At 48.8% G+C, this 14,976-nt stretch carries 10 protein-coding genes, 1 tRNA gene and 1 pseudogene; 6 read left to right on the top strand and 6 right to left on the bottom strand.

Going from position 1 to position 14,976, the window contains the following annotated elements:
* Window positions 1-27: 27 nt before the first annotated feature.
* Together E2566_RS21980 and E2566_RS14800 are read right to left on the bottom strand one after the other, a co-directional pair.
* A pseudogene (locus tag E2566_RS21980) lies at window positions 28-1,959 on the bottom strand (glycosyl hydrolase family 28 protein).
* 126 nt (window positions 1,960-2,085) lie between these two features.
* The gene (locus E2566_RS14800; RefSeq protein WP_107170224.1) at window positions 2,086-3,654 is read right to left on the bottom strand and encodes a pectate lyase family protein; all 1,569 of its coding nucleotides are present in this window, start codon (window positions 3,652-3,654) and stop codon (window positions 2,086-2,088) included.
* Between the two features lie 516 nt (window positions 3,655-4,170).
* Between E2566_RS14800 and gspB the strand changes: the two genes are divergently transcribed.
* Window positions 4,171-4,734 carry a type II secretion system assembly factor GspB gene (gspB, locus tag E2566_RS14805; RefSeq protein ID WP_107170223.1) on the top strand — a complete coding sequence of 188 codons (564 nt, stop codon included), beginning with the start codon at window positions 4,171-4,173 and terminating at the stop codon, window positions 4,732-4,734.
* On the opposite strand, the gene gspS is transcribed toward gspB, so the two are convergent.
* Both gspS and alaC read right to left on the bottom strand, forming a co-directional pair.
* Complete coding sequence (gspS, locus tag E2566_RS14810) at window positions 4,731-5,144, bottom strand: type II secretion system pilot lipoprotein GspS (protein WP_107170222.1); 414 nt, start codon at window positions 5,142-5,144, stop codon at window positions 4,731-4,733. The genes gspB and gspS overlap by 4 nt on opposite strands.
* 108 nt (window positions 5,145-5,252) lie before the next feature.
* Window positions 5,253-6,494, bottom strand: a complete 1,242-nt coding sequence (gene alaC / locus E2566_RS14815) for an alanine transaminase (RefSeq protein WP_107170221.1) — start codon at window positions 6,492-6,494, stop codon at window positions 5,253-5,255.
* A gap of 365 nt (window positions 6,495-6,859) precedes the next feature.
* On the opposite strand from alaC, the gene dgcA reads away from it, so the two are divergent.
* Together dgcA and E2566_RS14825 are read left to right on the top strand one after the other, a co-directional pair.
* On the top strand, window positions 6,860-7,840 hold the full coding sequence (gene dgcA, locus E2566_RS14820; RefSeq protein WP_107170220.1) for an N-acetyl-D-Glu racemase DgcA: 981 nt from the start codon (window positions 6,860-6,862) through the stop codon (window positions 7,838-7,840).
* Window positions 7,841-7,882: 42 nt separating this feature from the next.
* A complete protein-coding gene (locus tag E2566_RS14825) occupies window positions 7,883-8,743 on the top strand; it encodes a D-amino-acid transaminase (RefSeq protein WP_107170219.1) in 861 nt (286 codons plus the stop codon).
* A 218-nt stretch (window positions 8,744-8,961) separates the two neighbouring features.
* Here E2566_RS14825 and E2566_RS14830 read toward each other — a convergent pair whose 3' ends face one another.
* Window positions 8,962-11,415 carry a DUF3772 domain-containing protein gene (locus E2566_RS14830; RefSeq protein ID WP_107170218.1) on the bottom strand — a complete coding sequence of 818 codons (2,454 nt, stop codon included), beginning with the start codon at window positions 11,413-11,415 and terminating at the stop codon, window positions 8,962-8,964.
* Between the two features lie 397 nt (window positions 11,416-11,812).
* Here E2566_RS14830 and E2566_RS14835 point away from each other — a divergent pair.
* The 3 genes from E2566_RS14835 (at window position 11,813) to E2566_RS14845 (ending at window position 14,102) form a co-directional block, all read left to right on the top strand.
* Window positions 11,813-11,889, top strand: a tRNA-Arg gene (locus tag E2566_RS14835).
* A 177-nt stretch (window positions 11,890-12,066) separates the two neighbouring features.
* On the top strand, window positions 12,067-13,281 hold the full coding sequence (locus tag E2566_RS14840) for a tyrosine-type recombinase/integrase (protein ID WP_107170217.1): 1,215 nt from the start codon (window positions 12,067-12,069) through the stop codon (window positions 13,279-13,281).
* Between the two features lie 353 nt (window positions 13,282-13,634).
* Window positions 13,635-14,102: a GNAT family N-acetyltransferase gene (locus E2566_RS14845; protein WP_107170216.1), complete on the top strand. Its 468-nt coding sequence runs from the start codon at window positions 13,635-13,637 to the stop codon at window positions 14,100-14,102.
* A gap of 151 nt (window positions 14,103-14,253) precedes the next feature.
* Here the strand turns inward: E2566_RS14845 and E2566_RS14850 are convergent, their stop codons facing one another.
* A complete protein-coding gene (locus tag E2566_RS14850; RefSeq protein ID WP_107170215.1) occupies window positions 14,254-14,556 on the bottom strand; it encodes a hypothetical protein in 303 nt (100 codons plus the stop codon).
* Between the last annotated feature and the right edge of the window lie 420 nt (window positions 14,557-14,976).

The raw sequence follows: 14,976 nt of genomic DNA on the forward strand, positions 1-14,976 counted from the left end.
CCACGCCAGCGGCGTGGGGAGAATGCCTTATTCCGTTGCGGCTTCCCGGGTGATAGTTTCATCACCGCTGGTCGTCAGCGCGGCATCATTATTTACACGGTCTTCGAGCCGGATATTTTCAATATGACCGAAATTCCAGGCTCCCGGTACATTCTCAAAAATGACATTTTTAAAGTCACTGTTCTTCAGGAACGTAATATCTGTGGCTTTTACACTTCTGAATTTTACATTCTCAAAATGCAAGCCTTGATGATAGGCATCACGTCCAAAAGAGAACTTATACGCATCAGCCATCTCACCGATGGTCATCCCATCGACCAGAATGCTGTTTTTCTTCGCTGAACCATCAACCGTAACGTTAGAAACGGTCACATCGCGGAACTGCGCGGGTTCAGCCGCAGGCTGAGTATCGTTCACGTCCGCTTTATATTTGATAGTGAAAACGAACGGCTCGTTGACAATATCACGCATCGCGTTATTACGGAATACCACGTCACGCGAGCCACCACCATAATAGGGTCGACTCTTCATACGCAAGCCAACATCCGTCTTATTCATGACGTTATCTTCAGCAACAATTTTTTCAATCCAGGCACCGGTATGGCTACCCGTAACCACCGCACCGTGCCCGCGGCGGAAGTAGTTATTGAAGATCCAGGCACCGCTCTGCGCTTTTTGCCCCAGCGTCGCCACTTCAGCACCGTACCCCGCCGCAAAGTTTACGCTGTCATCACCTGTATCAAAAAAGTTATTGAATACCATGACATTTTGGCTATTGCCGAATTCAATACCATCCGCATTATTCGCATCGTACGTCGTGTGCACCAGCGCATTCATCGCCACATTTTCGGATTCCAGCACCATCACACCGTGGTAAGCCGGGTTCAGAATCGTCAGCCCTTCCAGATACATATTGCTCACGCCGCGCAGCGTCATCAGGCTGGAGCGTCGGTTTTTGTACGCTTCCTCCAGTGACATGCCTTCATTAACGGCTTTGGCCGTTTGGTCTTTTGCCAGAATACCGTCACTGCCAACATTGGTCGCTTTGCTCGCACGGTAGAGCGGTAATTCTTTAATTCATTCATCACTGGCTTTAATGGTAGCCGAGCCTGTAATACGAATATTTTTAAAGGTACCGGCATGGCTACTGCCCCGATCGTCGGCTTCCAACACGTTAATCAACGAAGGTGGGCGCTTAGGTAATTGAGGTGAAGTGTAAGGGTAGAGATAGTAGCCACGAGCGAGCGGATAGTCGTCGCCGTTTGCCGACCCCAGCAACGTAGCACCTTTTGCAACTTCAAACGTCATGTCGCTATGCAGGAACAGCGCACCGGTTTTAAACGTCCCCCCTTCAACCACGACTTTACACCCTTTCGGATAGGTGGCTAGCGTACAGTCATCAATCGCTTTCTGAATCGCCAACGTATCGTCTGCTATCCCATCCCCTTTCGCACCGTAGTTAGTCACGTTCAGTGAGACTGGCGTGGCCGTCGTTTTCTGCACGACCGTCTCGCTATCAACGGATTCTTTGCCGTCCTCATAAAGCGCGCGCACCGTGAAGCGGTATTCCGTTTCCGGCGACAGGTTAGCCACCTTGAAATTATGGAAGCTGACGCGAACATGCCAGTTGGCGGTATCGATCGAATTGTAGAAGTGATCGATATAAGGCTTGGCTGGCGAGTGGGTGTTCTGGTTATCAATGGTTCCGCCCAACAAGGTTCCATTCATATAGACACGATAATCTTTAATGCCTGCGGCCGGTTTAGTCGGTTTTTCCCAGGCCAGTACCACGCTGCTATTATCATAGGCCAGCGTCGGCACCTTAAGATTCTGTGGTGCGGCAGAACGGTCAACACCCACATTCGGCGTTGAGTCGCTATCGCTGCATCCGGCAATCAGGCCGCTTAGAACGAGTGTCGCGCAGAGCGTAAGGCGAGTACGAGGTAAAAAATCAGTCATAACATTTCCTGTATTTTTATATCGCCCGACATCTTTCTCCCTGCGGCAGAATCGTTACCACAGGGAGACACACATCAGGCGGAGGGTTTACAGATAAAAATTTAAATAATGAGTAAGATCAGATGGCTACGGCAGGGCAATCTCCAGCTTTCCCGCACCGGCATTTTCCAGGACATATTTCTCAACAGCGGCGATAGATTTCCCAACGCTATAGACATAAGGCGGACTCCACTCCAATTCATTGGTGCAGGTCTCCAACGCCCATCCCGGTACCGCTTTTCCAGCGCTGGTAGCAGCGGCTTTCTCGGTTTCTTGCAATGCACTACATTTATCCAAGGCAATTTGATTCAGATTGCTTGCCGGATTGCCATTGAACCAAGAACCGTTGTCTTTAAATTTACTTCCCTTGTAGGCACCAATAATCAGCTTTTCATCTGCCGCACCGCCCTGGAAATTAAAAACATTACTTTCGGAAAGAATCGATGAATCGAAGCCCATCCCAATGGCATACAGAATGGGATAATTTGTATCCGTTGCGCCACGGTGGTAGTTATTAAGTAAATGCACCTGACCAAAGCGCACTCGCGGCGAACGCTGCACGCTGTTGTCCCACAAATTGCCTTCAAAAGTGATCCGATATTCCCCTTTATCACCATCGCCTGAGCCGATTAAGACCGTCTTGTCATGCTGAGCGAAAATGTTGTAGGAAATCGTCAGATAATCAGCCCCATCTTCTATATCCAGCAGGCCATCATGGCGTTGGATATGTTTACCGAACAGCACCGGCTCCTGATAGTCAGGGTGTTCACCGTCTGTAAAGGTACAGTGGTCGACCCAGACATTTTTGCTGGCATTAATCGATACGGAATCATAACGCGCATTCCAGTTGCCTTTATCTCCATCACCCGCATCCCAAGCTGGGGCAAAGTCACGCGGCGCCTGAAACGTAATATTACGGATAATGATGTTGCTGTTATCCGTTTTGCCAAACGTGTGGCTTAACGTATTGAGGGATAAGTAGCCTTCCACCAGTTTCGCGTCGCTACCTACACCTAAAATTGTGGTATTCGGCGGAACCTGAAATTGAATCTGTGCTTTCTGGTTGTTGGCATACTGCGAACGCTGACCATTCTGTTTTTTCAACAGGCTAAGCTCTGCACTGGCGGCTACCGCATCAGCGCCACCGGCATCCGCCGTCGCTTTCAGTTGTGCCATATAGTTCTGATCGAACGCTTTAACATATAAATCAAAATCGAACGTGGTTTTATTCGGTTTGGTTTTATAATCCTCAGCATTCGCATAGCGTCCATTTCCTAAATCATCACCACGAATAGTGCCTTGCCAATAGATAATCTTGGGTTCTAACTTTGCCTGTAACTCCGCATCGGCGTCACCTGCAATATAACGGACACTGCGGGTGTTATTTAACGCCTCTTTTAATTCTTGACGATTGGTAACGACATAAATGCTATTTTCATGTGCACCCTCACCTCCCGTCGTCGCATAAAATTTACCATCCGTGTTCTGATATTGCGCAGCCCAGCCAAACGGTGCAGTTTTCACCTGTAAGTCTGGCGGAGCCGTTTCTGCCACTGGTTGCTGACTGTTGTCACACCCAGAAAGTGCTATCCCAGAAAAGGCAATAGCTACCGCACAGGCGCGTAAACGACCCGTTCCAATAACTGCTCTAAACATTTTATCCCTCAGTATTTTTTAATTATTAAAATGGAAATAACACATTCGCAAAAAATCCTGCGATACTAATCACATTCTTTAGAATTTATTTTATTTGTAATTTACGGCAGATTGACGTTTTCCTTATTGATAAAAAAGTGGCGCAATACCTGTAGTAAAAACCACATAGTAACGCTGCTAATTTAACGCTCAGAATAGTTAATTAATTATTAGGATTTCTCCGAATTCATTGACCACTAAGAACAAAAAAGAAACATCATGCCTACAATGGTAAAACATGATTTCATTAAAGCAAATCCGCACTTTTTTTTTGCGACCCGCATCAAGGTTCCATCCGTGATTATTATCATTACAATAGTTTTTAATCAAAATGGAGTAGCTGTCACATAACCGAGAGATTCGGTTTTTAGTTCTTTCTATTTCTTGCAAAATAAGGCAGATAGCACCATCCGTTTGCACGACTTTCGTTTATGATGTGAGGCTACACGGCCTAAGTAGATAATTAAGGATGAGCGCGTGGATAACGCACCGGACGCACAGACACATTCACAACCAGCGCTACTTGCCAAATATCCGATGCCCGGCTATCTGATGGTTGTTTACGCTTTGCTTTTTATCGCGCTAGGCTGGTTCAGCCACCAGCGCTGGGGTAGCCCTGCGGCTTCTCCGACAGCCACTTTAGCCGTTCACGCCGCGGCCTTGCCGGCGGTTGAGGAACAAGCACTCGCGGCTACATCTCATCAAGGGGAGGTTTATGCTGATAAGCCAGCGCCCCCAAAGAAAAAGACCACGCTGCCATTACCTGCCATCAGCAATGGCGAAATTCCGCCGCTGACCTATAGCGCACATGTTTATACATCCGACGAAGCCAAGCGCAGTATCACACTCAACGGCCTACCGTTCCGTGAAGGTGATTCGCCAGTGGAAGGGCTAACCATAGAACAGATCCAGCAAGATATGACGATTTTCAGCGTAGAGGGTGAGGTATTTATTTTGGAAGCGCTGGAAGACTGGCCGGGCGGAAAATTCAACGACAATGAACGTTCCGCCGACGGTGAAAGTGGAAACGTCGCGCCTTAGCCGTGGTTACGCATGGCATCAATAAACGGCGTCAGCGTACGGTTAAACTCCGAACACTGCGCTTCTTTTGGCGTACTGTCTTTTAATAACCCTTGGTACAGGCTTTCACTGCGCTGCGGTAAAGCCTGATAGTTTGCAACATTCCAGCCTCTTTGTTTCGCCACAGCTAATGCCACATTGGTAACCGTCGCATCATCGGGGAGATCGCTACGGTTACATTTCGATTTAAGGTATCGGGTGGCAGCAACCAATGACGACAGCTGATTCAGTTGATCGTTAGGAGAGACCGTTACCACAGAAGACTGGCCTGCCACTGTTCCTTTGTGGGCAGACGTTCCTGTTTGTTGGCACCCGGCCAGCGTGACGCAAAGCAGCGTTAACGCAGAAAATTTAGACAGAGATAACGACATGACAAACTCATCCTGATTGAGATTAACGGTAGGCATTTTAGCAAATGATAGGCCGCTGTCACGGCATGTTTATGTCGCTCCCAGCCAGACGACTGGGAGCCGAGGATATCAGGCAACAGTGCCTTTTCCTGATGAAGGTTTAGCCGTCGGTAAAAGACCATCGGCACGAAACATCGTCTTAATGCCGCGCACCGCCTGCCGAATACGATCCTGATTTTCGATCAAGGCAAACCGGACATGGGTGTCGCCATAATCGCCAAAACCAATTCCAGGTGAAACGCACACCTTCGCCTCCGATAGCAGGCGCTTGGCAAATTCCAGCGACCCCAAGTGCGCATAGGCATCAGGAATTTTCGCCCACACGTACATCGACGCTTTCGGTTCATCAACCATCCAACCTGCCTCATGCAGACCGCGCACCAAAACGTTACGGCGCTGGCGATACTGCTCGGCAATATCACGTACACATTGCTGATCGCCTTCCAACGCGGCGATTGCGGCAACCTGCAACGGCGTAAACGTACCGTAATCGTGATAGCTCTTGATCCGTGCTAGTGCGTTGACCAGTTCAGGGTTTCCGACCATAAAGCCAATGCGCCAGCCTGCCATGTTATAGCTTTTTGACAGCGTGAAGAACTCTACTGCGATGTCCTTTGCGCCGGGAACCTGCATGATCGAGGGAGCCTTCCAGCCGTCATACACAATATCGGCATAGGCCAAATCATGGATCACCAACACATTGTACTGTTTTGCCAACTTAACAACGCGCTCAAAGAAATCCAGTTCGACGCACTGCGCTGTCGGGTTCGACGGGAAGCCAAGAATCATCATTTTCGGCTTCGGAATACTCTCGCGGATCGCACGTTCTAATTCATTAAAGAAATCGACGCCCTCCACAAGCGGTACAGAACGCACCTGGGCCCCAGCAATCACCGCACCATAGATGTGAATCGGATAACTCGGGTTCGGCACCAGCACCGTATCACCATGATCCAATGTTGCCAGCATCAGGTGCGCCAACCCCTCTTTGGAGCCAATAGTGACGATAGCCTCGCTTTCAGGATCGATATCAACCTCATAGCGATCGGCATACCAGCGAGAGATCGCACGGCGTAAGCGCGGAATACCTCGGGATGTCGAATAACCATGAGTATCTTCACGCTGTGCAACCGTACAGAGTTTTTCCACGATATGAGGAGGCGTCGGGCCGTCAGGGTTACCCATGCTGAAATCAATAATATCTTCGCCACGACGACGCGCAGCCATTTTTAATTCAGCAGTGATATTAAATACATATGGGGGAAGACGATCGATGCGCGTAAAACGGCGCGGAGAAGTAGAATCAGACATAACATCCTCAAATTAACGTGAGCGCCCGGACCGTCCGAGCGACGCAGTGCCTGTAAAAAGACACTCTACTCAACATCTTTCGAATCGCACGAAGCCCGTTTTCGTTAACCGCAAGAGCACATGCGACCTGAAGTGTGATGAGTCTATTCAAGCTATCCCAGATAATTCGTTCTGTCGATACCCGTTCATAAATTTTCTCAGTCTGGAAGTAAACCCCATTTATTTCTGGCTAATATCGCGAAAAATAAAGAATACGCGTCGGAAGAGGCATTACACTTTACAACCCGATCAGGCCTGCTAAATAAGGTAGTTATAGCTCGGGATTACAAGATGGTTCATTCGAGAGAGGATTCAAGAGTCAGCCTATGACCGAGATGCGATTTTTCACCGAAAGTTGGCCTATAGAGGGCGCATTTACCATTTCACGTGGCAGCAAGCGTCAGGCTGATGTCGTTGTCGTGGCGCTTCAGTCCGATAATATGACGGGCTATGGCGAGTGCGTCCCCTATTCGCGCTACGGTGAATCCCTTGATAGCGTAATGGCTCAGCTCACGTCACTGAACAGCGACGTTGGTAATGGTTTAGACCGAGAGCGCTTGCAAACCATTCTACCTGCCGGCGCGGCACGTAATGCGCTCGATTGCGCGTTCTGGGATCTGGAATGCAAACAACATCAGCAGCGCATTTGGCAACGCCTGAATCTTCCTTTGCCTACAGCGCTGGAGACAGCCTATACGCTATCGCTTGATACACCAGATGGTATGCGACACGCCGCGATGCGCAATGCCCATCGCCCTCTTCTCAAGTTAAAACTGGCTGACACAGACGATCTAGCCAGAGTAGCCGCCGTTCGCGAAGGAGCCCCATTGGCTCGCCTGATTGTGGATGCCAATGAAGGATGGGATATCGATCGCTATCTGACGCTGGTTCCTGAACTCGCCGCGCTTGGCGTAACGATGATCGAACAACCTTTCCCGGCAGGTAAGGATGATGTGCTGGCAGATCTGCCCCGCCCTATTCCCGTCTGTGCCGATGAGTCCTGTCATGACAGTCAATCGCTAACCGCTCTGATAGGACGCTATGACATGATTAACATCAAGCTGGATAAAACTGGTGGACTGACTGAAGCCCTGCGTTTGAAAAAATACGCGCAGGAGCAAGGTTTAAAAATTATGGTCGGCTGCATGGTAAGCACATCACTGTCGATGGCTCCTGCATTTGTCGTAGCGCAGGGTGCCACCGTGATCGATTTGGATGGTCCGCTGCTCTTACAGCGCGATCGCAATAACGGGTTGCATTATAACGGTAGCGAAATATTACCGCCCAACGCATTATTGTGGGGATAACGCGTATTAACCTGCATTGAGCAACTATTAAGGAGTGTTGTGATGCAACGTCTTGTTTACGTTGATGGACAGTATTTAGAAGAGAATGAAGCAAAAATTTCCGTATTTGACCGTGGCTTCCTGTTTGCCGACGCTGTCTATGAAGTGACGGCGGTAATCGATGGCAAGCTGGTTGATTTTCCCGATCACATCACCCGCCTGCAACGCTCCTGCCGCGAATTATCGCTTACGCTGCCCGTCACCGCTGAGGCACTCAAAGATATTCACGACGAACTGATCGGTAAAAACGATCTGCAAGAAGGTGCGATCTACTTACAGCTTAGCCGCGGCAATGCTGGCGATCGTGATTTCTATTTCCCTTCCGCGGACGTCAAATCCACGCTGGTTTTATTCACTCAAGCTCGTTCGCTGGTCGGTAATCCTAAAGCAACAACGGGACTGCACATTGTCACCACCGAAGATATCCGCTGGCACCGTCGGGATATCAAAACCGTCAGCCTGCTCGCTGCCAGCCTGGCGAAAGAGTATGCCCACGCGAATAAGGCCGATGACGCCTTCTTTGTCGAAGAGGGTTTCATCACCGAAGGCAGCTCTTGCAACTGCTATATCGTCCTGCATGACAACACAGTAGTAACCCGACCGCTTAGCAACGATATTCTGCACGGCATCACACGTCAGTCGCTGCTCAAACTGGCGGAAAAAGATGGCATTACGCTAGAAGAACGTTGTTTTACACCAGAAGAGGCCTATCACGCCAAAGAGATTTTTGTCAGTTCAGCCACCATGCTCGTCCTCCCTGTCGTCATGCTGGATGGAAAAACGATCGGCGACGGCAAACCGGGTCAAATTACTCAACGGCTGCGTGACATCTATCTCGATATGATTAAACAGCAGGGAAAATAGCCGCCATTCACGCTCTGTGAGCTCGGCATAGATGTTCATCCGTTACCCGTTCAATTCTGGATAACGGATGGCAATCCCCGTCATACTGCAAGCTGCATGTGCGTTGGCTGCGCTACTCGGCACATTGGCGTGAGCCTCGCCCTTGCGGGCCAACGCTTTGCGTTGTTCAAAACGCTAACGTTTTGTCCTGCAACTCGAATTATTTAGGGTATAAATCATTATTTATCCTCACCCGAAATGCTATCAGGCAGCGCTAACCCCGAGTTTTCCAATACCATCTTCTGTGGCACGGCCAACGGAATATTTGATGCCCGTAACCGTTTGATGATCTCAAACAACAGGTCGCTTTTCGCTTCCGATACCATTCTCGGGCTACTGACATAGCCCGTCACACTCAACACCATACCCGTTGGGTTCAACTGACTGAACTTCACTGACGGTGCTGGTGATTCCAAAATCGCATCGTGGTTGATATAAGCATCCAGCAACAGGGTTCGGACTTCTTCGGGGTCGATATCCAACGGGAACGTCAGCGCCAGCGTCGCAACCCCAAACGGGTTACCCATGGTAATATTGCGCACATTCTGTGAAATGAATTGAGAATTCGGCACGATTACCGTCGAACGGTCGCCTAGTTGAATTTCCGTCGCACGCACATTAATCCGACGGATATCACCTTCAACCCCGCTGATGCTCACTGAATCCCCGACTTTCACCGGACGCTCCGTCAATAGAATCAGGCCAGAGATAAAGTTTTTCACTATCTCCTGTAAGCCAAAACCGATGCCCACCGACAGCGCACTGACAATCCACGCCAGCTTGTTCCATTGAATCCCCAATGTCGCTAAGGTCAGCAGGATAATCAGGATATAGCCGATGTTGCTGAACAACGTCACCAGCGATGCACGGATTCCACGTTCCAACGTCGTTTTAGGAAGAAACTCGTCTTCCAACCAGCGTTTTGAGGAGCGTAAAACATAAACCCCAACGACCAGAAAGAGCACGGCATTAACCAGATGAGCAGGCACGATGCTCAAGGTTTCCAGTCCTTTACCACCCCAGATTTCAACAGCTTTTTGCACCAACTCCAGAGGTGTAGTCGTGCCAAATGTGCCGTTTAGTAAAGCAACGGCCGCCATCAAAATTAAAAAAACTTTACCGCCAGCCGACAGAAGCAATGTGGCTTGAGCCAGATGCCGATCGTCTAAATTAAGCGAATTTTTCATTCGCTTGCCGCTGGCATTGTTGGGAGAGAAAAGGCTTTCGCAGATATCAGTAATAAACGTTGAGAACAAATACAGGCAGGAGAACACCATGCCAATCCACACCAGTTCGAACGCCAGGAAACGAGCCAGTGAGATGTAACCGATGGCCAACGACACCAGGATTGAGAATGACGTAGCCAATACCGCAAGATGGATAATGCCAGATAGCGTCGAACGCGCTTCCGGCTGCTCCCCTGAATGTACCATCTGCCGGCGAATTTGATCGCTTTTCAGCGTGATCGTCCCTGCGGTGAAGGCTAAGAACAGTGCAGATAAGCCGTTCACCATAATGGTTGCCGCTACCGATGTCCCTACCGTCGCCGTCACTTGTTCAATAAAGCCGAATATCAGAATAATACCGGCGGCAACAACAGGGAACGGCTTCATGGCCTTGGCGACTGGATTAGCAATCGCGGGTAAACGCCATGAAGGGCGTTGATTTGACAGGAATGCTCGCCCCAGCCCAGCAATCATCGAACAGAAGATGGCCTGTCTCACCAGCGCATCAAGGAACGACACGACGCGTTCTGTCGCCTCGCCATGACGCGTGAACGTAAAATCAATCAAATTCACCGCAATACCGATCGTGACTACGGTTGAAATAACCGATGCTGTCGCTAAAAAGCTCCGGCGCAAGCGTCCTTCAGGTAACCAGTGGATTCCCGCCCAGGCCAGATACTTTTCCAGATACCGCCGCCCTGCCGAACTCATCGCCATTGCAATCAGAATCAGGAAAGCAGAACCGTAACGCCAGTCCGGTTCCCAAGCCACCGTAAAAGCATCGCTTAATTGATCTTGAAAAGTACTCAGGCGGCGAACATCCTCGGCCTGCGGCACTATAAGCGGTGCCCAGAAACGCCCGCCCAGAATACTGCCGGAGTTCAATGCCAACTGTGTTTTCAGCGCGCTACGTCGTAGAGTCACAATTTGCGCCGACAGATTAGCTGCACTGGCGCGTAAAGCCTGAATTTGTTCGATCTGCGCATCCATTTTTGCTTTTTGCGCATTCAGACTGTTGCGCTTACGCGTCACTTCACTGGTTTCATTAAGACTGGAACCAGACTCTGGCGCGGGCCCTAAAACATCCAACTGAGCCTGAATTTGAGCACGTAGCGGCGCAACCGCATTAGAAAGCTCGTTGGCGCTATTCACCAATTCCTGTGTCGTGTCATTCAACGCACCAAATTTGCTGTCGTTATTAGTACCTGAAACCTGCTGTTTGATGCTGTCTAACTGTTTTTGCAGCTTGATCAACTCAGCATCAACATTAATTTTTACTGGAGCCTCAGTCTGAGCGGGCTGTGGGTCTGGATCAGAACCCGCATTCGCCGCCGCGGCATATCCAGCGGGCAGCACTAACATCGTCAATAGACAAATGCGTAAAAATGCGGATGAAAGAATGTTCATAAATCAAAAGGTTCCAAAGTTCGACGAAATAGCGAATTCATCAATAGCCAAGCAACAACCCCAGCACGTGAAAGCTGCCCGCACTCATCCAAAATCCAACGAATACGGGCATAGTGTACCAACAGCGTAGGACGCAGAATATGCCTGTTCATAACTTGAAAAGAATTACTGAACGCATCCAGCAGATAAAACTGAAACTTTCATTGCTATGTGTCATTCGTGTGGAGCGGGCTCGCAATTGTGCAAAAAATTCACACCAGCAAAAGCAATATTCAGCAAAGTTGTACAGGGATTCACCGTATAACGTAAATCCCGCGCCAACCCGTTGACTCACTGGGGCTTGTGGGTATAATCCAGCCCACTGTTGCAACGAGCAACGGTCACTTCTTTGCGTAATGCGCCCTTAGCTCAGTTGGATAGAGCAACGGCCTTCTAAGCCGTAGGTCACAGGTTCGAGCCCTGTAGGGCGTACCATTTTAAGTTCTCCCAGACTCTACCGAATTCAACAAAACCCCGTTATATTCATTGATACCACTAGGATTTTCTGTCGCTGAGCTCCACCGAGGTCAACCCAGCATACTGGAAATCAAGTCGATGTTGGGGGCCTCTATGGGGGCTCTTCTTGTTCAATGACTATTAGGGGCCCCCACCATGCCACTTAATGCTCGACAGATAGAAACCGCCAAGCCACAAGATAAAGAATACAAACTCACTGACGGCGCAGGCCTTTATCTTCTGATAAAGCCGAATGGAGCCAAATACTGGCGTTTGAAATACCGCGTTACAGGGAAAGAGAAAAAATTATCTATCGGTGTTTATCCTGATATCTCGCTGGCAGAGGCTCGCCTAAAACGCGAAGAAGCTCGCAAAATCGTCGCTTCTGGTGGCGATCCTAGTGAACAAAAGCAGGTCGAAAGACAGGCTAAGAAAATCAGCATTGATAACACCTTCAAAGCTATCGCTCTCGAATGGCATGAATATAAGCGCCCTAACTGGTCGAAGGGCTACGCTGAAGACCTGATGGAAGCGTTTGAGAATGATATCTTCCCTGATATTGGTAAACGCCCTGTCGCTGAGGTTAAGCCGCTGGAAATGCTAACAACGCTGCGCAAACTGGAAAAACGCGGCGTACTCGACAAATTGCGTAAAATTCGCCAAGCCTGCAATCAGGTGTTCCGTTATGCGATTGTTACTGGCCGGGCGGAAAACAACCCAGCATCAGAACTGGCAAGCGCCCTTCCCCCACCAAAAGCCACGCACTACCCTCACCTGCAGCCTGATGAACTGCCAGATTTTCTACGCGCTCTATCAACTTATTCGGGTAGCAAGGTCACACAACTGGCTACACGTATCCTGATGCTTACCGGCGTTCGCACCATCGAATTACGGCAAGCAGAATGGAAGGAGTTTGATTTTGAAAAAGGGCTCTGGGAAGTACCGAAAGAACGCATGAAAATGCGCCGCCCTCACCTCGTTCCCCTCTCTGCTCAAGTGATTGATGCGCTGCAACAGCTCCAGGCCGTTACCGGGCGCTACAATCTGGTTTTCCCTGGACGTAACGACATCACCAAACCGATGAGTGAAGCCAGTATTAATCAGGTACTGAAACGAATTGGTTATCACGGTAAAGCGACAGGACACGGCTTTCGCCACACGATGAGTACCATACTGCACGAACAAGGCTATAACACTGCCTGGATCGAATTGCAGCTTGCTCATGTGGATAAGAACACCATTCGTGGAACGTATAACCATGCGCAGTATTTAGAACAACGGAGGGAAATGTTGCAGTGGTATGGGGATTTTATTGATGGGCTGGAGCATGAGGATGTGAAGAAGGTTGTGGTGTTAGGTAAGCGAAAGTAGGAAAAAAATTATTGGCCGGAATTATTCCGGCTTTCACACTTAGTCGTGTGTCCACTAATGGTGGATAGGATCAAATATCACCTCTTATCAGGTGGCCAAATTCATTAAACCACTACAACTCGCAAGTTGCGTCAACTTTGTTGTGTTTGGTGATGAACAGTCAGGCCAGCTCAGTATTGGTTGACACGGGTTCGTTCGTACACGGTTCAAAACATGTCTGCAAAGAGCGAAGCTGACGTTATGCCTCATAGACAACAGCATGAGATTTAGATAACGCGGAGCGATTCAAACAGTACAATTTTTCTATCAAATGATAAGGTTAGTTTTCCCTAAATCTTCTGAGCAGGAACGAAATGAGCATTTCAGAGAAACATGAATGGCGTAAGGATAAATACCTGGTAAGTACAGACAGAGAAAAACTGGATGTGCAGGCTATCCATAGCTATCTGACGAGATCCACCTGGGCTAAAGGTATTCCTCTGGACATTGTCTGTACCTCAATAGAAAACAGTCTTAGCTTTGGTGTTTTTCATAATGAAACCCAGATAGGCTTGGCTCGTTTGATAACGGATTATGCTACATTCGCCTACCTTTGCGATGTTTATGTCCTTGAAGAATATCAAGGAGAGGGACTTGGAAGATGGGTTATGGAATGCATACATAGTCATCCTGTGTTTGAGCAGCTTCGCAGGATCATGTTGTTCACAACATCAGCGCCCTGGCTTTATGAAAAGTTTGGCTATGAGCCCGTAAATCGGGAAAACTATGCATGGACCATTACCCGGCCTGATATTTATACCAATGGAAAAAAGCCTGATTGAGCTACGCTCATATTCCACTCCACGTTGGCTTATTTACTCTTGAGTTTGCAATGTCTTCTTTAGTACGTCAGGTAATGCCCCCTGCGTGATAACTCCCCTTCTCCACGCAGAGGCTCCACACGGTGTGGCCGTTTTTTCCTTCTTGCCTCGATTATTCAAACCACAATGAAGAAAGTCCTATAACCATCACAATGCCCATAATTACCTGAATCAAGACGATAAAAAATGCAAGAACGCCAAGCACTGTGATTTTTCTACGAAGGATAAACGTAGTACCGGAAAGTACAGCGCTGAACAGAATTGTTTTAAGCAGGTAAGCTAGCGGCACCATTGCTGCATGGCCCGTCTGCACACCAGCCATCCCAATGAGACCAAGAAATAAGCCGCCACAAAAACCCCATCCCCAGAACGTCATCGGCAAACTTAGTTGCCCAGTTACCAGCTTTTTCAGCACGGCTGCATCCCTTCTATAGTATTAGTGTATTAACAATCATTATCCGCCATGTATCTTCGTCTGCCGCAAACATTAATTCCAGCTAAATACGACTTTCGCGAGGCAAAGCGCAGGAAGTGAGAGAGGCTGATGGAGCAGATCTATCGTGCGGATAAATCGGTAAATCCAGAAAAGAATCTCGCCGTGATTAAGGGTACTGTGCGCATCTGGCAGCGTAAACTTATGGCGTTACCGCTGCCATGCATACTGGTCAACTTCGTGCGGAACTGATTTGTTGGTACAAGCCTGTCGAGATTCAGAACGGACTATCAGATTTGATTTTGCCCTAACGGAAAGTGGCTAAAAAGATCACCAGCCGGCGATCAAAAAATCTGCCGTATTGACAAATGACGACCCTGGACAGGCTTTCAACCCATCCCA

The sequence above is a fragment of the Pectobacterium punjabense genome, assembly GCF_012427845.1.
In the GTDB taxonomy this organism is placed as follows: Bacteria; Pseudomonadota; Gammaproteobacteria; order Enterobacterales; family Enterobacteriaceae; genus Pectobacterium; species Pectobacterium punjabense.

Coding starts and splice junctions, on each gene's coding strand:
- E2566_RS14845 (WP_107170216.1), top strand. CDS start 13,635: ATGAGCATTTCAGAGAAACATGAATGGCGTAAGGATAAATACCTGGTA.
- gspS (WP_107170222.1), bottom strand. CDS start 5,144: ATGTCGTTATCTCTGTCTAAATTTTCTGCGTTAACGCTGCTTTGCGTC.
- E2566_RS14840 (WP_107170217.1), top strand. CDS start 12,067: ATGCCACTTAATGCTCGACAGATAGAAACCGCCAAGCCACAAGATAAA.
- dgcA (WP_107170220.1), top strand. CDS start 6,860: ATGACCGAGATGCGATTTTTCACCGAAAGTTGGCCTATAGAGGGCGCA.
- E2566_RS14825 (WP_107170219.1), top strand. CDS start 7,883: ATGCAACGTCTTGTTTACGTTGATGGACAGTATTTAGAAGAGAATGAA.
- alaC (WP_107170221.1), bottom strand. CDS start 6,494: ATGTCTGATTCTACTTCTCCGCGCCGTTTTACGCGCATCGATCGTCTT.
- E2566_RS14830 (WP_107170218.1), bottom strand. CDS start 11,415: ATGAACATTCTTTCATCCGCATTTTTACGCATTTGTCTATTGACGATG.
- E2566_RS14800 (WP_107170224.1), bottom strand. CDS start 3,654: ATGTTTAGAGCAGTTATTGGAACGGGTCGTTTACGCGCCTGTGCGGTA.